The organism is Pseudomonas sp. ESBL9 (genome assembly GCF_036668715.1).
Lineage (GTDB): Bacteria > Pseudomonadota > Gammaproteobacteria > Pseudomonadales > Pseudomonadaceae > Aquipseudomonas > Aquipseudomonas lundensis.
Genome location: NZ_JAZEVV010000003.1, coordinates 330813 through 351609, shown reverse-complemented (window position 1 = coordinate 351609; position 20797 = coordinate 330813). Strand labels below are relative to the sequence as shown.

The 20797-nt window shown below is 59.3% G+C and carries 12 protein-coding genes; 3 read left to right on the top strand and 9 right to left on the bottom strand.

What is annotated here, in order from left to right:
* The first annotated feature begins 123 nt into the window (after window positions 1–123).
* Both V6F78_RS11255 and V6F78_RS11250 read left to right on the top strand, forming a co-directional pair.
* Window positions 124–2226, top strand: a complete 2103-nt coding sequence (locus tag V6F78_RS11255) for a TonB-dependent receptor family protein (protein ID WP_048377067.1) — start codon at window positions 124–126, stop codon at window positions 2224–2226.
* A gap of 122 nt (window positions 2227–2348) precedes the next feature.
* Window positions 2349–6578: a membrane-targeted effector domain-containing toxin gene (locus V6F78_RS11250; RefSeq protein WP_332727227.1), complete on the top strand. Its 4230-nt coding sequence runs from the start codon at window positions 2349–2351 to the stop codon at window positions 6576–6578.
* A 96-nt stretch (window positions 6579–6674) separates the two neighbouring features.
* On the opposite strand, the gene V6F78_RS11245 is transcribed toward V6F78_RS11250, so the two are convergent.
* The 9 genes from V6F78_RS11245 to glnE form a co-directional block, all read right to left on the bottom strand.
* Window positions 6675–8123 (bottom strand): lipopolysaccharide kinase InaA family protein, encoded by a 1449-nt coding sequence (locus V6F78_RS11245; RefSeq protein WP_094990067.1) that lies wholly within the window; start codon window positions 8121–8123, stop codon window positions 6675–6677.
* Window positions 8123–8875, bottom strand: a complete 753-nt coding sequence (locus V6F78_RS11240; protein ID WP_094990066.1) for a lipopolysaccharide kinase InaA family protein — start codon at window positions 8873–8875, stop codon at window positions 8123–8125. The genes V6F78_RS11245 and V6F78_RS11240 overlap by 1 nt, the downstream gene beginning before the upstream one ends.
* Window positions 8872–9606, bottom strand: a complete 735-nt coding sequence (locus V6F78_RS11235) for a lipopolysaccharide kinase InaA family protein (RefSeq protein WP_047273071.1) — start codon at window positions 9604–9606, stop codon at window positions 8872–8874. The genes V6F78_RS11240 and V6F78_RS11235 overlap by 4 nt, the downstream gene beginning before the upstream one ends.
* Window positions 9606–10412 carry a lipopolysaccharide core heptose(I) kinase RfaP gene (rfaP, locus tag V6F78_RS11230; RefSeq protein ID WP_047273070.1) on the bottom strand — a complete coding sequence of 269 codons (807 nt, stop codon included), beginning with the start codon at window positions 10410–10412 and terminating at the stop codon, window positions 9606–9608. The genes V6F78_RS11235 and rfaP overlap by 1 nt, the downstream gene beginning before the upstream one ends.
* The gene (locus V6F78_RS11225) at window positions 10412–11533 is read right to left on the bottom strand and encodes a glycosyltransferase family 4 protein (protein WP_094990065.1); all 1122 of its coding nucleotides are present in this window, start codon (window positions 11531–11533) and stop codon (window positions 10412–10414) included. The genes rfaP and V6F78_RS11225 overlap by 1 nt, the downstream gene beginning before the upstream one ends.
* Window positions 11533–12594: a lipopolysaccharide heptosyltransferase I gene (gene waaC / locus V6F78_RS11220; RefSeq protein WP_047291591.1), complete on the bottom strand. Its 1062-nt coding sequence runs from the start codon at window positions 12592–12594 to the stop codon at window positions 11533–11535. Before waaC ends, V6F78_RS11225 begins: the two co-directional genes overlap by 1 nt.
* Window positions 12595–13629, bottom strand: a complete 1035-nt coding sequence (gene waaF, locus V6F78_RS11215) for a lipopolysaccharide heptosyltransferase II (protein WP_047275016.1) — start codon at window positions 13627–13629, stop codon at window positions 12595–12597.
* Window positions 13630–13784: 155 nt separating this feature from the next.
* Window positions 13785–14708, bottom strand: coding sequence for a branched-chain amino acid transaminase (locus tag V6F78_RS11210; protein ID WP_047273066.1), 924 nt, complete (start codon window positions 14706–14708; stop codon window positions 13785–13787).
* 84 nt (window positions 14709–14792) lie between these two features.
* Complete coding sequence (glnE, locus tag V6F78_RS11205) at window positions 14793–17765, bottom strand: bifunctional [glutamate--ammonia ligase]-adenylyl-L-tyrosine phosphorylase/[glutamate--ammonia-ligase] adenylyltransferase (RefSeq protein ID WP_047291587.1); 2973 nt, start codon at window positions 17763–17765, stop codon at window positions 14793–14795.
* A 383-nt stretch (window positions 17766–18148) separates the two neighbouring features.
* Between glnE and aceE the strand changes: the two genes are divergently transcribed.
* A complete protein-coding gene (gene aceE / locus V6F78_RS11200) occupies window positions 18149–20794 on the top strand; it encodes a pyruvate dehydrogenase (acetyl-transferring), homodimeric type (protein WP_047291585.1) in 2646 nt (881 codons plus the stop codon).
* The last annotated feature ends 3 nt before the right edge of the window (window positions 20795–20797 follow it).

Sequence of the window (20797 nt, the reverse complement as noted above, 5' to 3'; positions counted from 1 at the left end):
TGCAGGTCATGGTTTCTGAAGTCCTCGTATGAACGCTCTTACGCCCGCTAAACTGCGCCCCCTCTGCTAGCCTGAAACCCGTCGCCCTGACGGGTCGCGTCACACGGAACCCCGATCCCCCTCATGAAATTTTTTGTACCCGCCCGTTTTGCCCTTTTGCTGCCGGGCCTGTGCCTCGCGCCCTTCAGCGTTGCTGACACACTGGAACTCGACCCCAGTGTCATCACGGGTTCGCGCAGCGCCAGCCCCAGTTTTGACCTGCCCTACTCGGTAGACAGCATCAATCAGCAGCAGATCAGTGATGGCCAATTGGGCATCAACGCGTCGGAAGTGCTGTCCCGCGTTCCAGGCCTGGTGGTGCAAAACCGGCAGAACTACGCGCAGGACCTGCAGATCTCGTCCCGTGGCTTTGGTGCCCGCTCCGCGTTTGGCGTGCGCGGCATCAAACTGATTGCGGACGGCATCCCCGCCAGCACACCGGACGGCCAGGGCCAGGCCGCGACCTTTAATCTCGACACCGCCGAGCGCATCGAAGTCTTGCGCGGCCCGGCAGCCACGCTTTACGGCAGCAATGCTGGCGGGGTCATTCAGATGTTCTCCAGAGACGGCGAAGGGCCGCCTCGTATTGGCGCCGAAACCCTCATTGGCAGCGACGGCCTGAGCAAAAACCACCTCACGGCCGAAGGCGCCGCCGATGGCGTTGGTTTTGTGCTTGATGCTTCGCGCATGGACACCGACGGTTACCGCGACCACAGCGCCGCCCGCCGCGATCAGACCTTTGCCAAGCTCAACCTCAAACCTGACGAAGACAGCAAACTGGCGCTGATCTACAGCAGCCTTGAGCAAAACGGCACGCAAGACCCACTGGGGCAAAGTTGGGACGCCTACAAAGCCGACCCACGCTCAGTCACGCCCAACGCACTCACGTACAACACGCGCAAAAGCATCGATCATCAGCAACTGGGCATGAACTACGAGCGCTACTTTGGCGACGCGACCTTGCAGGTCAATGCGTACACCGGTACGCGCAGCGTGATTCAGTATTTGGCGATTCCGAAGTACATCGGGAATACCAACACGCTCAACCCGGCAAACGCTCGCGGTGGAGGTGTCGTCCAATTTGATCGTAAGTTTTACGGTGCCAATGTGCATTGGATTCAGCCCATAGAAAGCGCACCGGGTGAACTGGTTATCATCAGCGGCCTGGACTTTGATCAGAGCCGTGATAACCGTCACGGCTATCAAAACTACAATGGCGACCAGCTAGGCGTTAAAGGTGAAATGCGTCGCGACGAAGTAGACACAGCACGCAGCCTGGACCCCTTCGTGCAAGCTAACTGGGCCATCGATGATTGGACACTTCAAGCCGGGTTGCGCTACAGCACTATGGAAATGGATGTCGACGATCACTTTTTGAGCAACGGTGATGCCAGCGGCACCAAGCGCTATGAAAAAGCCACACCGTCGATGAGCGTGATGTATGCCTTCACGCCCGAATTACATGGCTATATCAGTGCCGGAAAAGGGTTCGAAACACCCACTCAAGCCGAACTGGCCTACGCGCCGGGCAATCAGGAAGGCTTCAACTTTGGCCTGAAGCCTTCTGAAAGCACTCAGTATGAAGTCGGCCTGAAAGCACAACTCGACAACACCCGCATCAACGCTGCGATCTTCCAGATCACCACCGAGGATGAGTTGGTCGTCGCGGGCTCGGTGGGCGGGCGTACCAGTTACCAAAACGCCGGCCGCACCCTGCGCCGCGGTTTTGAGCTGGGCGTCGAAAGCCAGCTCAGCGAACACTGGACCACCACCCTCGCCTACACCCGTCTCCAGGCCACTTACGACAGCGACTTCGCCAGTAGCAAAGGCCCGGTGGACAAAGGCAACTACTTGCCCGGCGTGCCTCAAACCACGCTGTTTGCCGAAGTGAACTGGAAGCCGACCGACTGGGTCAGCACCGCCGTCGAAGGCATGTACCGCAGTAAGGTGTACGTCGAAGACACCAACAGCAAGAAGGCGGCACCGGCTTACAGTGTGTTCAACTGGCGGGCGCAGTTTGAGCAGAAGGTCGAGCACTGGACCTTCCACCAGACCCTGCGCCTGGACAACTTGCTGGACCGCCAATACGTGGGTTCGGTGATTGTGGCCGACGGCAACGACCGTTTTTACGAAGCAGCCCCCGGCCGCTCGTGGTACGCGGGGGCTGGCGCGCAGTACAGCTTTTAAGGCGTGTAAAGCGAGAGAACACCACCGGCAGTAACTATCTACCACCCTAGCCCGACTCCGTTCATATCTCCTGTCAGCACTGGCTCGCGCGATCCCCGCGCGGGCTCTGACAAGGACGTCATATGACCACGCACCTGGATCGCCTCAAAAGCGCTGAACATAAGCTGCACACTCTTCGTTTGCACGTGCCCACGCTGGAGGCGGCCTTTAATCATCGGCTGTGCAAAACCTTCCCGCGGCTTCCCCAAGACAGCCGGACCGAAGGTTTGCACATCAATCACGAAGCCCTGCCCGAGCCGGGGCAGTCCCCGGTGCTCGTCAGCAAGACCCTCAGCTCGCAGATCGAAGGCAGCTTTCTGGCACAAACTCCGCCTACCTTCGTACAAGGCCAACACCATGTTTACAGCCAGGCCTACTCCGTGGACGAGGCGCATCGAACTCCGGGCCTGACACCCGTCGACCTTGAAAGCTACCTTGAGCATGTCATTCGCAACTATGACCTTTGTGTTCAGGACGTTTGGGCTGACTTCTGGCAAACGCCGCATGCCGAGTTCCAAGCGATGCCGCCCCAGCAATGGTTGACCCAGTGTCTTCAGCATTTGCTGTTAGACGAGGCTGCGGTGCGCCTTGAAGACCAAACCTTGAGCCGCGCAGCGGCCGATGCAATCACTCACTGCTGCAGTTCGGTTATGCCTAAGCACTCCTCAACACAAGGGCTGTACGAAGTTTTCCTGAAGGCCGAAAGGCCTATGCCTGATATCAAGCTGAGGGGGGTGTTTGCGATTACCGACAAACACCTGAGCGACACGGACGACTCAAGCCTGCGCAATGTCGTGTTTTACACGCCTGACAACGGCCTTGAGGCGTTCGATTCGCTGCATCTGCTGACACAGGAACTCAACGCCAGGCTCAAGGACCCTGACCAGCGCGCCGCTTTACTTAACCTGGTGCTGGCCAAAGAACACCCACACACACAGGGTCTTGAGCAGGTCAGACTGGTCTCGACCGAACAAGAGGCCCCGTCCCTTTGCGCAAAAGGCTTAATCGAGAAGCTCAAGCACGACATGCTGCATGCCTGCGCCGAAGCCAGACGCAATCACCTCGCAGGGACAACATTCGTGTCCCCGCAACGGCTGTTCAAACGGATCGAACAGTCCGTGAACGCGAGCTGGTTCGTGAACCCGGCGGCCATTGTGCGTTCGCGCTATGCCCACCTGTTTGAGAAGCAGTTGCCGCACTGGCTCAAAACAGCAACCGACGATGAAAAAGCGCAATGGCGGCTGGCCGCAGCACGACTGATCCATGAACAGCAGGCCTGCGAAGCCCCGGATGCCTCCCCCATCACCGAAAGCGGTAAGAAACACACGCTGCTGGGTTACGCCCGCACGCAACTCAAGCAGCAGATCAAAGCCGACCACGGCATTGAGTGCGACCCCGACAGCCTGTGCATCCTGACCACTGAAGCGGTTCAAACAGGCCCCGTGATCTTCCCCACGTTTGGTTCGGCCTACACCGCCGGGAACAGCATCGACAGGACCGGCCCTACGATCAGCTATGTCACCCACCGCATGAGCCTGACCCAGCTGGCACTCTCCAATGTCGGTGTGTGGGACGTGACGTTTGCGCTCACGGCCCAGATCATAGAGGCCAATGGCACCCCGCACCCGGTCCTCACCAAGGACTACATCAAGACGCTGGTCCGCCAGCTGGATGTGGGCGACAGCTATATCAAACACTTGAATCATGTGTTGGTGACGTCGTCACAAGCCGGCTGGCGTAAAGAACGCTACGTAGCGCTAAAGCAGGCACAACTAAGCCTGGACCTGCTTGAAGCCAAATTGGCCGGCACCCTGAACGCCACGCAAGTGGCCATCGTACAAGCCGTGCTCGATCAGCCCGATGACGCAACACGTGCAAAGGTCGAGGGTGCGCAGGTCAGGGCACAGCTATTGATCGTGAATAAGAACGTGCTGCCCGGCGTGATGGTGTTCAGTTCGACCGCAAGCACCGAGCTGCTCTGTTACCTGCCTGATGCGCCCGACAATAGCCGGTTTCTGGTGGCGAACGCTCGTCAGGCGCTGGGGCAGTTAATGTCCCGCGAGCATTTGCACAGCTATGTGCAACAGCGTGTGACATCCGCTCGCCAGCCTTACCTCACGCCCCTGTTGAAAGCAGGCCTGGATGAATCCAGCACCCAGCTGCAGATCATCTATGACCATGCGTTCGAAGCGTCATACAACAATGAAGTGTCCTACGCGTTCCGGGACGCGGATGAGCAAACGACCTCCACCTACGAAAGTAACGTCAACACTGCCAAGGACGCGGTGCTGGCCGTCGTTGATGTGGTGTCCTTCGTATTGCCTGTCCGCGTGCTGCTGCCCATTGTGGCGCTGCGCTTCATTTATCAAATCACGCTGGGGGTGGACGCACTCGCACGCGAAGAAGAACACGAAGCCTTTTTGCACTTCATGGGGGCTATCGCCCATGTGACCGATGGCGCTTCAGATTTCGCGGGCTCCTCTGTTTTCGCGCGCGCCATCCGCCAGCGTGTCAAACCCCCAGCGGCAACACTCAGTCCCGGCGCGGCATGCGCGAAGCCCGGCAGCGACCTGCTTCTGAAAACGGGCGGGGCCTATGGCGGCGGTGTGTATGAGTCAGTTGCAAGCGCAACCGGGCCAACGCGGCACTATATAAAAGATGAAACCGGCAACGTGTACCGCGCTCGCTACGACACGCTGGAGAACACCTGGCGCGTGATTGATGAACGCAACCCCAACGCACCGTATCAGGCGCCTGTGCGGGAAGTCTCGGCCGGGCGCTGGGGCGTTAATGTGGTGGCACCATTCTTCCAACGAAAGAGCGCCCCTGTACGCCTCGTGGAAAGTGCACGGGTGACTGGCGTGAACCTGTCAGCTCATACGGCTGACAGCCAGGGCATCTATCACCTCAATAACAAGCGTTACATACAGGAAAACGGCCATGTATATGAGGTGTACAAAGGTTGGCTGGGCCGCAACGTGTATGTGCAAACACCCGGCGGATCAGCACAGCGTGCCGGCCCGTACAAACTGCGTAAAACTGCGGAGCACTGGGAAATCAAGCTGGGGCCAAACTGCTGGCGGTCACTGCGAAACCCCGATATTGAACTGCCTGCTGCCCTGCCCGTAGTGCCTGAAGGTCATTACGACGTACCTGCGCAATACAACAAAGCCCTGCAACTTCATATTGAAAACACGCCCAAGTTTCTGGACAGCCACTATATTTTCCCCAATCCCGAAATCGCACGGCTGGCTAAGTTCTTCACTGAGTTTCGGTTTAAGTTGCTGGCCGACGCTCAACACTTTTTCGCAAGCAACCCTATAAAGCCACGACCTGCACGCCCCACGTTGCCGGCGCCCATGGCGCCACAGGATTTTTTCAAGCGGTTACATGAAGACTTCAACGGCATCGTGGTCGGTGAATGCCACTCGGACATCGGCGCCAAAAAGATTCTTATCGAGAGCATGAAGTCTCTGTCTAAAAACAAGGTGAAGGTGATTTATCTCGAACACCTTCAAACCGACGCGCATCAACCGTTGCTCGATAAATACTTTAAAACCGGAAAGATGGATCGACCGTTAAAGCAGTTTCTTAAAAACCAGGATGCGGGTCACCAATTGCCCGAGGGCACCCCCTATACCTATAGCAACCTGGTACGAGAGGCGAGGCGTTACGGGATTGAAATGAAAGCCCTCGATTGCATGGCCAGTTACTACTCGCAGGACTTGCCAATAACCGCCTTTAATCTGGAACGGTATGAAATGTTCAGTTACGTCGCTTCTCGTGTTATCCAAAAACATATGGCAGACACCGGCGGACACAAATGGATCGCCTTGACAGGCAATTCACACGCCAACACGTTCAAAGGTGTACCGGGTCTGTCAGAACTTGAAGGGGCTGTTGGAATACGAGTGACCGATGCCGCTTGCGGCACACCCTACACCCTTCGCCAAGACATCAGTGACCTGATAAAGAGCAGGCCCGGCGCTGACTATAAATTGCTGAAAAACGATTATTGGCTTGAAGTAAACATCCAAGGTGCCCAGCCCAACAGGCCACCCTTGAGCGTAGAGCAGCTTGAACATCAACTGGATAAACCCGGCACATTCCTGCTCGACAACTCCCCGCAAGGCGCACGGTTAATACATCGATCCACTTCCAATGAAATCGTTTATACGCCTTTGAAAACAACCGAATCAGGGCACTTTTTTATCGAGCGCCCTCGCTGGCAACCCGTTCATGAAAAGCGCTACGTTTTCGTCAAAGACTTGATAGAAGACCTTCACGCTATCGGCCTGCGGCATGCCCCGTAAATTAACTACATAGCAGTCTGGCACGGCGCCTGTCTGTCAGGCACCGCCGAAAGGGGCGGGGCCTTGCAGAGGGGCGCGCGGGTCAACCCACATCGATCAGCACGTGGGCAGGCGCGCGTCCAGCAAACGATGCAACGCTGAAGCCTGGGGCCAGTTGCGCATAAAACGCGCCCTGTCACGGGCGTAGGCCGCGGAGAAGCTGGCAGTGCTGCGGTGCTGGCACATTGAGTCCAGATCAATCAGCGCCCAACGTCCGGGCGCCCGCGATGGGTCCCAAAACACGTTATGCCCCTTCAGATCACCATGGCTGATGCGCTCACGAATCAAGTCAGCAAACAGCTGATCCAGCGCCTGCAACTCGGCTTCTGGGGCATCGCCGCTCTCAACGTAAGGCGCAAAACGCTCAATGATGTCCGGCCCGGGCAAGTATTCAGTGACCAGATAGGCCTTGGTGCGCAACCACAAAAACCGGGTTTCCAGCAGTGCCAACGGCTTGGGCGTGGCGATACCGAGAAACGCCAGCCGATTGCCTTCACGCCATGAGTGCCAGGCGCGGCTCGGGCGCCAGAAGCGTTTAAGCCAATGGGCAACGCCCTTGATGTTGTAGCGTTTGATCACCAGCGTGCGACCGTCTACTTCAACCTTGCCGACACTCGCTGCGCCGCCGGTTTTGTAGAGATGGCCCTGATCGAGCAACGCATCAGCCCTGGCCAGCACCGGCAGCATCGCGGCCTCTTCTTCACGTCGCACAGCTTGAAAGGCCATCGCCCCACGTTGCACGCTGAACAACGAACAGTCGCGGCCGACCTTGTCGAGAAAGTCGTTCAGACGCCAGGCGCGCACTTTTTCGACGTGCTTGAGCAATGCTTCCAGCGGCAAGGCGTGCTCACCGTTACTGAGTAGGTAATGCACCAGCAACTCTTCGATAAACGGCTCAAGGTTTTTGGGCAACTGGGCGAAGAACACCCCAAGGTTTTCCAGCACCTTTTGTCGAGACAACGGCGTGCCCGCGGTTTCAACGCAAATACCGCCACCGTCGATGACGAACAGTTTGCCGTTTTGACGCAACAGGTTGTCCAGATGCAGGTCTTGCTGCCACACGCCTTTGAGGTGCATCCGGGCAATGGCTTCCAGAGCTTGCGCCAATACAGCTTGTTGCTCGTCTGCCAGCACCGGCAAATCCTCAACGGCGCGCCACGCGTCGCCCAAGCTCTCGGCGTGCTCCAGAAACTCAAACAGCAACCAGCCGCCCTCACCTTCCTGCAACCCGTCTGCCAGCAACAGCGGTGTAGTCAACCCCTGCTCGGCCAGCACGCGGACACCCGTCAGCTCACGTTCAAAGTTGCGCGCAGCCTTGCTGCCGACCATCAATTTGGCCAGCACGGTGCGACCACGCCAGACACCGGCGCCGACATAGCGCTGGCCCGGCAAGACGCGCAACAACGTCAGCAGTTGCAAGTGCGCGGGCCCGGCAGCGTCCGCCAGCTCAATACTCAGCGGCAATCCCGGGGCACGCCCGGTTTTTTGCAGTTCGGATAGACGCATCAGCGGTTCTCCTTTTGATTACGACGCACATTCAGACGTTGATACCACGCCTCGACCAAACCGCTGTCCAGGGGCTGATCGAGATAAGCCGCCAGCATCGTGCGCACGTCTGTTTCAGTCCAGACCTGCGCGCGGCGCAGTAACGGCTCAATATCCTTGACCCGGTCGCGCTGGCCCAACAGCAACGGCCGGGTTTTTTCAAGGTCGATCAACTGCGCGCGGTACGCCGGGCCATCAGGCTGCAAAAAGATGTGCTTGGGGTAGAAACAGCCATGCACCTGACGCACCTCGTGCAGACGCCGCGCCAGTTGGCCGCAGGCCTGCAAGATCGCCTGGCGCTGGGGTGCGCTCAACTGGGGCCATTGCTCCAGCAACGACTCGAGGTCATTCCAGCCATCTAGCGCACGGGTCATCAGAATGGCCCGACGCTCGCCCCCGACTTTGCGCTCACCAAAAAACACCGCTTCCAGCGCGGGAATGCCTAACTGCTGATAGCGCTGAATATTACGGAACTCGCGGGCGAAACTCGGCTCACCCAACGGGCTGTGCAGCGTGCGGGTCAGGTAGTTGCTTTGACGTTTGAGGTAAAACCCCTGACCGTCGAGGTCCATGCGAAACACGCTGCTCCAGCCACCGCGACTGGTGTTGGGTTCGTCCACCGCATCGAGTTGCAGGTTCCACAACGCATCGAAATCCGCCAGTCCATTGCGTTCCAGCAAGGCGCGATCAGCGTCTGCCACAAAATCAGTCATTCCCGGCCCTCAAAAAAACGCACGATATGACGGACGCGTTCCTTGTCCGCCCCAGTGAGCGTCGTCCGCCCGGTGTATTGGAAATAAAAGCGCAGGCGCTGGGTGGCCGACAGGTGGTATTTGGCCACTTTGTCGAGGCAGGCCAGGTCTTTGGTGATGCGGTACTTGAGCCAGAAACCGCGCCAGAAGTCGCCGTTGGGGCAATCGATCAAATACAGCTGCGCCTGATCGTCGATCAGCAAGTTGCGCCACTTCAAATCGTTATGGGTGAAGCGGTGGTCATGCATGGTCTTGGTGTAACGCGCCAACTGGCGGCTGACTCCATCGACCCAACGCCGGTCCTTGAGCAACGGGTCGTTGTTGTCGGCCAGCTCCGAGAGGTCGCGGGTGTTCGGCAGTTCGCGGGTAATCATGGCGCCACGGGCGTAGGCGAGGCCTTTACGCTCAAGGCCCCAGGCCACCACGTCAGCCGTCGGAATGCCCCACTTGGCGAACCGCTTGAGGTTCTGCCATTCGGACTTCACGCGCGGGCGGCCCAGATAGCGACGCAGCCCTTTGCCAGCCCCGGTGTAGCGCTTGACGTAATAATTCACGCCCTCGCGCTGAACGCGGATCACCTCCGACAGCGGATCGCGGGTCAGGTGTTCGCCCTTGAGCGCAAACACCGCGTCCAGGGTGCCAAAGTCTCGGGCCAGCGCGCTGTAGGCCGGGTCCAGATTCCAGCCCGCCATTACAGTGCATCCCCATAACGCACTTTGCGTTCGTAGAGTTTTTTCGCCTTGCCTTCCAGCCAGGCCAACAGACGGGCTTCATCGCGCAAGATCTGGCGCAGCGGCATCTGGAAATAACCGCGCAAAAAACGCAGCTTGTCGCGCGGGGTCAAGCCGATGTCCAGCGCCGAAAAATACAGCGCTGCCAAGTCTTTGTTGCGCCAGCGGCGGCTGATGACCGGGCGGGTCTGGGCGCGGTGCAAATCGATGATCGACAGACGGAAATTGTCCGGCGTCACCGGTTGGTCGGTGTGCAGCAAAAAGTGGCAAATGTAGCAGTCGCGATGGTTGACGCCTGCGCGGTGCATCATGCCGGTCATGCGCGCCACTTCAGCGATCAGCGCGTGCTTGAGCCGGGGCTGAGGCGGTTGCTTGACCCAGTTGATGCTGAAATCTTCAAGGCTGACCGTGGGCGCCAGTTCTTCGGTGATGATGAACGAGTGCTGTGCGGCCGGGTTGCTGCCTTTCTCGCCATAGGCCACGGCGGTCATGGTCGGAACGCCGACCTCATGCAGGCGATTGATCGCCCGCCACTCCTGACCTGCGCCGAGCACGGGCAATTTGGCGGTCAGCAGGTTCTTGAACACTTCGCCCCAGCCAATGCCCCGGTGGATTTTGACAAAGAAACCACGCCCGTCGACCTCAGTACGCAACGTGCGTCGGCCTTCCAGCTCGCGGTAAACCTCGCCTTCCAGACGCTCGACTTCGGTGAACGCATCGCGCCCGGCCCATAAGCGCTTGAACGGTTCGGCAAGTATCAATTTCATCAGTGTTGCTCCGCCAGAATCACATCCGCAGCGTGCTGCGGCATGCTATAGAGGTCGGCCGTCTGCGCGAAGGCCAGGCCGTTTTGGCTCCAGGCCGCGCGCGCAGCATCATCGGACAACATGTGGGTCAGGTACTCATTGAGTTGCGCCTGCTCGAACGGCTCATCCAGCACACGCCCCGCATCCGCTTCGGCAATGTAATGGGCGTAACCGCATACCGCGCTGACCAGCACCGGCAAGCCGGCCACCAGCGCTTCAAGCAGTACGGTGCCGGTGTTTTCGTTGTAGGCCGGGTGAATCAGCACGTCCGCGCCCAACAAAAAGCGCGGGATGTCGCTGCGCCCTTTCATGAACTGCACGTGCTCGCCCAGCCCCAACGTGGCACTTTGCAATTGAAAGACTTTGGGGTCGTCCTGACCGATGACAAACAGGCGGGTGCGTTTTTTAAGGTCCGCGGGCAATGCCGCCAGCGCTTTAAGGCTGCGATCCACGCCTTTGGTCTTGAAGCCAGAGCCGATCTGCACCAGCAACAAATCATCGTCTGCCAGCTTGAACTCACGACGGAAATCCGCCCGAATGTCAGCCGCATTCGGCGGCGCACGGCGATCCAGCGCAATCCCCGGCGGCAGCAAATGGAAGCGCTCGATCGGGGTGCCGTAGTGCTTGATGAACAACGGTTGCTGGACTTCGGAAATCATCAGAATGTCGGTTTTAGCGTGCTTGTCGAACACCGCGCGCTCGTACTCGGCAAAGTGCCTGTAGCGCTTGAAATAGCGGTACATCGAGTGCCGCAGGTTTTGCGCCTTGTCTTCAAAACAACCGTCAGCGGCGTAATAGACGTCCAGCCCCGGCATTTTGTTGAAGCCAATCAGACGATCCACCGGGCGCTTGGTCAGGTCAGCCTGCATCCAGGCGAGCATTTTTTCATTGCGCGTGTGGTTGAAGAACGCCTTGACCGGCGCCACCAGCACTTCAAAACCCGGCGGGATATCGCCTTCCCAGATCATGGTGTAGACGCGGATCTGGTGCCCGCGTTTCTGGCACTCCAGCGCAATGCGCATGAAGTCCCGTTGCAGACCGCCAAACGGAAAGTATTTGTACAGGACAAAAGCCAGTTGCATCAGCGCAGTTCCTCAGCCAGTAACAACGTGCTTAATCGACTTGCGACACGCTCAGGGTTCAAACGAGTGAAGCACAAGGGCCACTCGGTTTTCAGGTCAAACCGCTGCTGGTCCTGTGCAGTCGGTGGGTATGTGCATTTTTTCTGCAGGCAAGGCGCGCACGGGAAATCGCTGGCGAGGTGGATTTGCGACTTGCCATAGGCGCCCGTCAGACCGGGGTTGGTCGGCCCGAACAGGGAAATGGTGGGCACATCCAGTGCCGCCGCCAGATGCCCGAGGCCCGTGTCCACCGCCACGCAGGCACTGGCGCCGGCCAGCACTTTGGCGACGCCTGCCAGGTTCAACTTGGGCAGTACCACCACGTGAGGCAACTCCCTGGCGATACGTTCCGCGCGGGCCTTCTCGGCCGGGTTGCCCCACGGCAAACGCACCTGAACGCCCAGGTGCCCCATGCGAATGGCCAGGTCGCGCCAGTACACTTCGGGCCAGTGTTTGGTGTCCCACGTGGTGCCGTGCAGGAACAGGACAAACGGCTTCTGACGCGGCAACTCGACCAAGCGGTCGACATCCAGCCCGTAATCGCCCAAGCCTTTGGGCAAGTCGTAGCCCAGCGCAACGGCAAACAGCTGACGCAAACGTTCGACGGCGTGCTGGCCGCGCGCCACAGCCAGGCGGCGCTGGTAAAAACGGCTGGCCAGCGGCTCCCGGGCCGAGTCGCGATCAAACCCTGCGACGGGCGCCTTGACATAGCGGGTCAGCCACGCACTTTTGAGCAAACCCTGCGCGTCGATGACCAGGTCGTATTTTTCAGCGCGCAAGCGTTGCTTGAAACGTCGCCATTCGCCGCTTTTGATGGTTTCCCAGAGGTTCTTGCGCCAGCGGCGGATGGCCACGGGAATCACGTTGCCCACTGACGGGTGCCAGGTCGGAATCTCGGCAAAGCCTTCTTCCACCACCCAGTCAAACGTGATGCCCGGAATCGCCCGCGCGGCGTCGGTCAGCGCAGGCAATGCATGAATCACATCCCCAAGGGATGAGGTTTTCACCAACAGGACGCGCACCTAGTGAACCTCGACCGGTGAGCCCTGCAAACGCTGCAAGGCGTCTACGACGAGTTGCGGCATCAGTTCGCGCAGGCAGTTGTAATGACCGAAACGGCAGGTGCGTTCAAAGCACGGGCTGCATTCGAGCCCCAGGCGCACGATCTCGACCTTGTCGGCCAGCGGCGGGGTGAAACCCGGCGAGGTTGAACCATACACGGCCACCAGCGGGCGATTCAGCGCAGCCGCCACGTGCATCAGGCCCGAATCGTTGGACACCACGGCGTCGGCACAAGACAACAGATCAATGGCCTCGGCCAGCGAGGTGTCGCCGCTGAGGTTGACGGCCTCTTCACGCAAGCCGGGGATCAAGCGTGCGCGGATGTCTTCGCCCACCGCGTGATCGTTTTTCGACCCGAACAGCCACACCTGCCAGCCTTCGCGGATCTTCTGTTCAGCGACGTTGGCGTAGTGTTCAGACGGCCAGCGCTTGGACTCACCGAATTCCGCACCTGGGCACAGCGCCAGCACCGGACGGTCGAGGGTCAGGCCAAAGGTGTTGAGTGCCGCGTCGCGGCTTTGCGGGTCAATTTGCAAGGCCGGGCGCGGGTACGGCGTGGGCAACGCGGCGCCCGGCGCATACGCCAGCGCCATGAAGCGCTCGATCATCAGCGGGTAGCGTTCTTTGTCGAGCGTGCGCACGTCGTTCAGCAGGCCGTAGCGAAATTCGCCCCGCCAGCCGGTGCGCTTGGCGATCCCGGCGAAAAACGGCACCAGCGCCGATTTCAATGAATTGGGCAGCAGGATGGCCTGATCGTACTGACCCTTGAGGGACTTGCCGATCTTGCGCCGCGTGGCCAGTTCCAGTGCGCCGTGGCCGAGCGGAAAGCTCAAGGCCTGGCGAACTTCAGGCATGCGCTCGAGAATCGGCCGGCTCCACTCAGGCGCCAGCACATCGATTTCGCACTCTGGGTGACGCTGTTTCAGGCACTGGAACAGTGTCTGCGCCATCACCATGTCACCGACCCAGCTGGGCCCAACGATCAAAATTTTCATAAGTTTCCATAAACAAGCAAGGGAGGCATTCGCCTGATGCTCGCCAGTCAAGGGCCATCAGCCGCAGGAGTGAGCGAACTCGCTCGTGCAGGGGCAGCCTGTTCTTAACTGGCGGGTCTCAGGCTTTCGCCTCCCCGCTGTGATGCCATTTCGCTTTATTTGACCAGTGTACGCCACTCGGCGTGGGCCGACGTTTTGCCGGTAACCAGATCAAAGTAAGCCTTTTGCAGTTTTTCAGTGATCGGACCACGACGGCCGATCCCGATTTGACGCCCGTCGACTTCACGAATCGGCGTCACTTCAGCGGCCGTGCCGGTAAAGAACGCTTCGTCGGCGATGTACACCTCGTCGCGGGTGATGCGTTTTTCAACAAATTTGTAACCCAGCTCGGTGGCCAGGGTCAGGATCGTGCTGCGGGTGATGCCATTGAGGCACGCGGTCACGTCCGGAGTGTAGATGACGCCATCCTTGACCAGAAACACGTTCTCGCCCGAGCCTTCGGCCACGAAACCTTCCGGGTCCAGCAACAGCGCTTCGTCGGCACCGCCGGAAATCGCTTCCTGCAGGGCCAGCATCGAGTTGATGTAATGACCGTTGGCTTTGGCACGGGTCATGGAAATGTTCACGTGGTGGCGGGTGAAAGAGCTGGTACGCACCTTGATCCCGACTTCCAGTGCTTCGGCGCCCATATAGGCACCCCAGCTCCACGGCGCGATGATCACGTGGACTTTCAGCCCGGTGGCACGCAGGCCCATGGCTTCAGACCCGTAGAACACCATCGGGCGAATGTAGGCGCTGTCGAGGTTGTTTTCACGCACCGCCACGCGGGTCGCTTCGTTGATTTCGTCTTTGCTGAACGGGATCTTCATGCCCATGATGTGGGCCGAATCGAACAGGCGGTCAGTGTGCGCCTGCAGGCGGAAAATCGCGGCGCCCTGCGGGGTTTCGTACGCACGCACGCCTTCAAACACGCCCATGCCGTAGTGCAGGGTATGAGTCAGCACGTGGGTTGTTGCGTCACGCCACGGCACCAATTTGCCGTCATACCAGATCACACCATCACGATCAGCCATCGACATCATTACGCTCCTCAAAGAATCCAGCACCTGCGCCTTGAGACGACAGGCAAATTGGACGGACCTTATGGGCCCGCCGGATACGTTTTACAGCTTTAACTCTGTGTTCTGGCTGACCGGGCCCAGGCCCAGCTCAGACCAAATGCGCCGTACGTTCTGACGTTCGACGACAAACTGATCGCCCGTGACCACCCCGGCTTCCTTCTGCAAGGCCTGGCGGTGGGCAACGGCACGAAAGGCCTTGTAAGCCTCACGCAGCAGGCTGGCATCGGCGGCGGGCATTAACCCGGCCTCTTCCAGCCCTTCCAGAATGCGGATGTTATCGGTGAAACGGAGCAACTGCGGGTAGTCCCGCGCCCATGCAAGGGCCGCGTATTGCACCATAAATTCAATATCGACGATACCTCCGGCGTCCTGCTTGAGGTCGAACGGCACCGTGGCCTCGAAGGCGTTTTCACCCAGGCCGGCGGCGGTTATGCGCGTGCCGAGGTTGTCGCGCATCTTGGCCCGCATCTCGCTGACCTCCTGACGCAACGTGGGCAAGTCCCGCTCGCGGCCCAGCACGCTGGCGCGCACTTGCTCGAATGCACTGCCCACTTGCTTGCAGCCCACCAGCACACGGGCGCGCACCAACGCCTGATGCTCCCAGGTCCAGGCTTCGTTTTGCTGATAGCGCTCAAAAGCACCGAGGGAGCTGACCAACAACCCGGAAGCGCCTGACGGACGCAAGCGCATATCGACGTCATACAACTGGCCAGAGTTGGTTTGCGCGGTGAGCAAGTGAATGATCCGCTGCCCCAGGCGAGTGAAAAACTGTGCGCTGTCGATGGGTTTTGGCCCGTCGGTATCGGCGTTCGGGTCGCCATCGTGGATAAACACGAGGTCCAGATCAGAGCCGTGCCCCAGTTCGATACCGCCCACTTTGCCGTAGCCGACAATAATAAAGCCGGGGTCGCACAGGCTGCCGTCGGTGCGCTGCGGCGTGCCGTATTTGGCAACCGTCTGACGCCAGGCCAGCGCCAGCACTTGTTCCAGAATGGCCTCGGCCAGCCATGTCAGGTAATCGCTGACCTTCATTAAAGGCAGGCTGCCCGCGATTTCCGACGCCGCCACGCGCAAACGGTGCGCCAGTTTGAAATTACGCAGCGCTTCCATCTGCTGTTCCAGGTCATCTTCCGGAATGCGCGTCAGGCGCTCACGCAACTCCGCAGCCAGCTCCGGCGCCAGGGGCGGCTTGAACAGACGGCCTTCATTCAGCAACTCATCGAGCAGCAGCGGAAAGCGCGTGATTTGCTCAGCGATCCACGGGCTGGCCGCACACAAGGTCAACAGACGGCGCAGCGCGTCGGGGTTTTCGGTCAACAACACCAGATACGCCGAGCGACGGGCCACGGCTTCCACCAGCGGCAACACCCGTTCCAGCACCAAATCCGGGTTGGCGTGTTCAACCGCCTGGGCCAGCAGGCGCGGGATAAACGCGTCGAGACGTTCTCGCCCCAAGCGCTGCATCGCGCGCAATTGCGGACTGGAACGCAGACTGGCCAGTTGTTTCAGTGCCTTGGGCGCGTCGACAAACCCGGCCTCTTCAAGTTGAACGCACGCCGCTGCATCGTCCTGAACTTCTTCCCACAGCGGCAACCATTCCCCGCCGACAATCAGCTCACCGTCATCGATGTCTTCTTCGTCGTCCGGGTCGGCAATCACCTGACGGAAATGCCAGTCAATTCGCCCTCGCCACGCCATCAGTTGCGCGTGAAACGCGGCCCAACTGTCAAACCCCATCATGAACGCAATGCGCGCTTGGTCCAGCTCGCTGTCGGGCAGCATCTGGGTCTGGCGATCGGCAATCGCCTGAATCGCGTGCTCGGTGTAGCGCAAAAATTCATAGCCTTCGCGCAATTCAGCGACCACAGCGGCAGGCAAATAGCCTTGCCCCTCCAGAATGCTCAGCACTTTGAGCAGCGGGCGCTGTTGCAAGCTCAGGTCTCGCCCCCCGTGAATCAACTGGAAGGCCTGAGCAATGAATTCAACCTCGCGAATCCCGCCCGCCCCCAGCTTGATGTTGTCGGCCATGCCTTTGCGCCGCACTTCCTGCTGAATCAGCTGCTTCATGGTGCGCAGCGCTTCAATCGCCGAAAAATCGAGATAGCGCCGGTACACGAACGGGCGCAACAGATCGAGCAATTGCGCGCCCATGACTTGATCGCCTGCCACCACGCGGGCCTTGATCATCGCGTAACGCTCCCAGTCGCGGCCCTGGTCCTGGTAATACTGCTCCAGCGCATTGAAGCTCAGCACCAACGCCCCGGACGAGCCATACGGGCGCAAACGCATGTCGACGCGAAATACAAAACCGTCGACGGTCATGGGGTCCAGCGCTTTAATCAGGCGCTGGCCCAACCGAATGAAGAACTCCTGATTGTCCAGCGGGCGCTTGGCGCCGACCGTTTCGCCCCCTTCGGGGTAGGCGAAGATCAGGTCGATGTCCGACGACAGGTTCAGCTCCACCGCCCCGAGCTTGCCCATGCCCAGAATCACCATCGGCTGGGGCTCGCCGCTGCGCTGCCCGATCGGTGTGCCGAACTGCTGGCAATGACGTTCGTACAGCCAGCGATAAGCCTGATCGATGCAGGCATCGGCCATGTCCGACAGGTCGCGGCAGGTTTCGATCAAATCCGCCTGGCGGGTCAGGTCGCGCCAGATGATGCGCACTTGCTGCCGCGTGCGCTGGCGACGCAACACGCGAGCCAACTCCTCATCGGTTTGCGCCTGCTGCACAGCGGCAGCAATTTGCCCGCACAGCTCGCCAGGCGCGAAGTTACGGTCCAGCTCACCGAAGCTCGCCAGCTCCAGCAACATCAACGGGTCGCGTAACGCCTGCTCAATAAAGAAGTCGCTGGCCGCACTGACGCGACTGAACGCTGCCCAACGCGCGTCAGACCAATCGTCCAGCCCCGGCCCGCCGTCAAGCCCGGCCACTGCAGCGCGCCAGGACTGTTCGGCACGGTTCGCAACGGGCATTAAAAGGGAGGGGATTGGAGCAAGCGACGGAAGGCTCATGGTCTATCCTTGATCGGCGAAGGGAATGCCGGGTACGGTGACAGGAAGAAACAGCGGTTTAATCCGACTGTCGAACAAAGGTTATAAATAGCTGACAATTGTTTTTTATTGGCACAAAACCTGCGACAACTCGGCAAAAAGATAAATTTCGCACCAACAGTATCGATTTTTCACACAAGCAAACAGGGGGCCGTTGAAGCCTATCCTGTAGTTTTACTACTGACTCACCCATTTGAAAGGCTGAAATGGCCAACGATTTGTAGTAAAACTACACAACCCCGGAATCTACTTCCGGCTATCCAAGAATTTATGTCGTCTGCCCACAAGGCCAGTCGCAAACTCAGGCAACCGATTCTGGAAGCCTTTCCGCCCTGGAGCAAGCCATGCAAGACCTCGATCCCGTCGAAACCCAGGAATGGCTGGACGCCCTGGAATCGGTTCTCGACAAAGAAGGCGAAGACCGTGCTCACTATCTGATGACCCGTATGGGTGAGCTCGCTACTCGCACCGGTTCGCAGCTGCCGTACGCCATCACAACGCCATACCGCAACACCATTCCCGTGACCCACGAAGCACGCATGCCTGGCGACCTGTTCATGGAACGCCGCATTCGCTCGTTGGTTCGCTGGAACGCCATGGCCATGGTTATGCGCACGAACTTGAAAGATTCTGACCTGGGCGGTCACATCTCCAGCTTCGCTTCCAGCGCAACCCTGTATGACATCGGCTTCAACTACTTCTTCCAGGCCCCGACCGAAGAACACGGCGGCGACCTGATCTACTTCCAGGGCCACACCTCCCCGGGCGTTTACGCCCGTGCGTTCATGGAAGGCCGCATCACCGAAGAACAAATGAACAACTTCCGCCAGGAAGTCGACGGTCAGGGCCTCTCGTCCTACCCGCACCCTTGGCTGATGCCTGACTTCTGGCAGTTCCCGACCGTTTCCATGGGTCTGGGTCCGATTCAGGCGATCTACCAGGCACGCTTCATGAAGTACCTGGAAGCCCGTGGCTACATCCCGGCCGGCAAGCAAAAAGTCTGGTGTTTCCTGGGCGACGGCGAGTGTGACGAGCCGGAATCCCTGGGCGCCATCTCGTTGGCAGGCCGCGAAAACCTCGACAACCTGATTTTTGTCATCAACTGCAACCTGCAGCGCCTCGACGGCCCGGTTCGCGGCAACGGCAAGATCATCCAGGAACTCGAAGGCGTGTTCCGCGGTGCTCAGTGGAACGTGACCAAAGTCATCTGGGGCCGTTTCTGGGACCCGCTGCTGGCCAAAGACGTCGACGGCATCCTGCAACGCCGCATGGACGAAGTCATCGACGGCGAGTACCAGAACTACAAAGCCAAAGACGGCGCGTTCGTGCGTGAACACTTCTTCAACACGCCTGAACTCAAGGCGATGGTTGCAGACCTGTCCGACGACGAAATCTGGAAACTCAACCGTGGCGGCCACGACCCGTACAAGGTCTACGCGGCGTACCACGAAGCGGTCAACCACAAAGACCAGCCAACCGTCATCCTGGCCAAGACCATCAAGGGTTATGGCACCGGTGCCGGCGAAGCGAAAAACACAGCGCACAACACCAAGAAAGTCGACGTCGACAGCCTGAAGTTGTTCCGCGACCGCTTTGACATTCCGGTCAAAGACGAAGAAATCGAAAACCTGCCGTTCTTCAAACCCGAAGAAGGCAGCGCTGAAGCCCGCTACCTGAGCGAGCGTCGTACGGCACTGGGCGGTTTTGTGCCTCAGCGTCGCGCCAAGAGCATGAGCATTCCGACTCCGCCACTGGACACCCTCAAGGCCATCCTTGACGGCTCCGGCGAGCGCGAAATCTCCACCACCATGGCGTTCGTGCGCATCCTGGCCCAGTTGGTCAAAGACAAAGACATCGGCCAGCGCATCGTCCCGATCATCCCGGACGAAGCCCGTACCTTCGGTATGGAAGGCATGTTCCGTCAGTTGGGCATCTACTCGTCCGCCGGCCAGCTCTACGAGCCCGTCGACAAAGACCAGGTGATGTTCTACCGCGAAGACAAGAAAGGTCAGATCCTCGAAGAAGGCATCAACGAAGCAGGCGCCATGAGCTCCTTCATCGCCGCCGGTACTTCGTACTCCAACCACAACCAGCCAATGCTGCCGTTCTACATCTTCTACTCGATGTTCGGCTTCCAGCGTATTGGCGACCTGGCCTGGGCCGCTGGCGACAGCCGCACCCGTGGCTTCCTGATCGGCGGCACCGCCGGGCGCACCACGCTCAACGGTGAAGGCCTGCAACACGAAGACGGTCACAGCCACATCCTGGCTGCAACCATCCCGAACTGCCGCACCTACGATCCGACCTACGGCTATGAGCTGGCGGTGATCATTCAGGACGGCATGAAGAAGATGACCGAAGAGCAACAGGACGTCTTCTACTACATCACCGTGATGAACGAGTCCTACCAGCAGCCAGCCATGCCGGCCGGTGTCGAGCAAGGCATCGTCAAGGGCATGTACCTGCTTGAAGAAGACACCAAGGAAGCCGCTCACCACGTTCAACTGATGGGCTCCGGCACCATCCTGCGTGAAGTGCGTGAAGCTGCGAAGATCCTGCGTGACGAATTCAACATCGGTGCCGACGTCTGGAGCGTTACCAGCTTCAACGAACTGCGTCGCGACGGCCTGGCCGTTGAACGTGCCAACCGCCTGCACCCTGGCCAGAAGCCACAGGTCAGCTACGTTGAAGAGTGCCTGAGTGGCCGTAAAGGTCCGGTTATCGCGTCGACTGACTACATGAAGCTGTTCGCTGAGCAGATTCGCCAGTGGGTGCCGGTCAAGGAATTCAAAGTGCTGGGCACTGACGGTTTCGGCCGCAGCGACAGCCGCAAAAAACTGCGTCACTTCTTTGAAGTAGACCGTCACTTCGTGGTGTTGGCAGCCCTTGAAGCGCTGGCTGACCGTGGCGATATCGAACCCAAGGTGGTGGCTGAAGCCATCGTCAAGTTCGGCATCAACCCGGAAAAACGCAACCCACTGGACTGCTGAGGA

Excerpts from the sequence above, each read along its gene's own strand:
- V6F78_RS11255 (WP_048377067.1), top strand. The coding sequence starts at position 124 with ATGAAATTTTTTGTACCCGCCCGTTTTGCCCTTTTGCTGCCGGGCCTG.
- V6F78_RS11250 (WP_332727227.1), top strand. The coding sequence starts at position 2,349 with ATGACCACGCACCTGGATCGCCTCAAAAGCGCTGAACATAAGCTGCAC.
- V6F78_RS11245 (WP_094990067.1), bottom strand. The coding sequence starts at position 8,123 with ATGCGTCTATCCGAACTGCAAAAAACCGGGCGTGCCCCGGGATTGCCG.
- V6F78_RS11240 (WP_094990066.1), bottom strand. The coding sequence starts at position 8,875 with ATGACTGATTTTGTGGCAGACGCTGATCGCGCCTTGCTGGAACGCAAT.
- V6F78_RS11235 (WP_047273071.1), bottom strand. The coding sequence starts at position 9,606 with ATGGCGGGCTGGAATCTGGACCCGGCCTACAGCGCGCTGGCCCGAGAC.
- rfaP (WP_047273070.1), bottom strand. The coding sequence starts at position 10,412 with ATGAAATTGATACTTGCCGAACCGTTCAAGCGCTTATGGGCCGGGCGC.
- V6F78_RS11225 (WP_094990065.1), bottom strand. The coding sequence starts at position 11,533 with ATGCAACTGGCTTTTGTCCTGTACAAATACTTTCCGTTTGGCGGTCTG.
- waaF (WP_047275016.1), bottom strand. The coding sequence starts at position 13,629 with ATGAAAATTTTGATCGTTGGGCCCAGCTGGGTCGGTGACATGGTGATG.
- V6F78_RS11210 (WP_047273066.1), bottom strand. The coding sequence starts at position 14,708 with ATGTCGATGGCTGATCGTGATGGTGTGATCTGGTATGACGGCAAATTG.
- glnE (WP_047291587.1), bottom strand. The coding sequence starts at position 17,765 with ATGAGCCTTCCGTCGCTTGCTCCAATCCCCTCCCTTTTAATGCCCGTT.
- aceE (WP_047291585.1), top strand. The coding sequence starts at position 18,149 with ATGCAAGACCTCGATCCCGTCGAAACCCAGGAATGGCTGGACGCCCTG.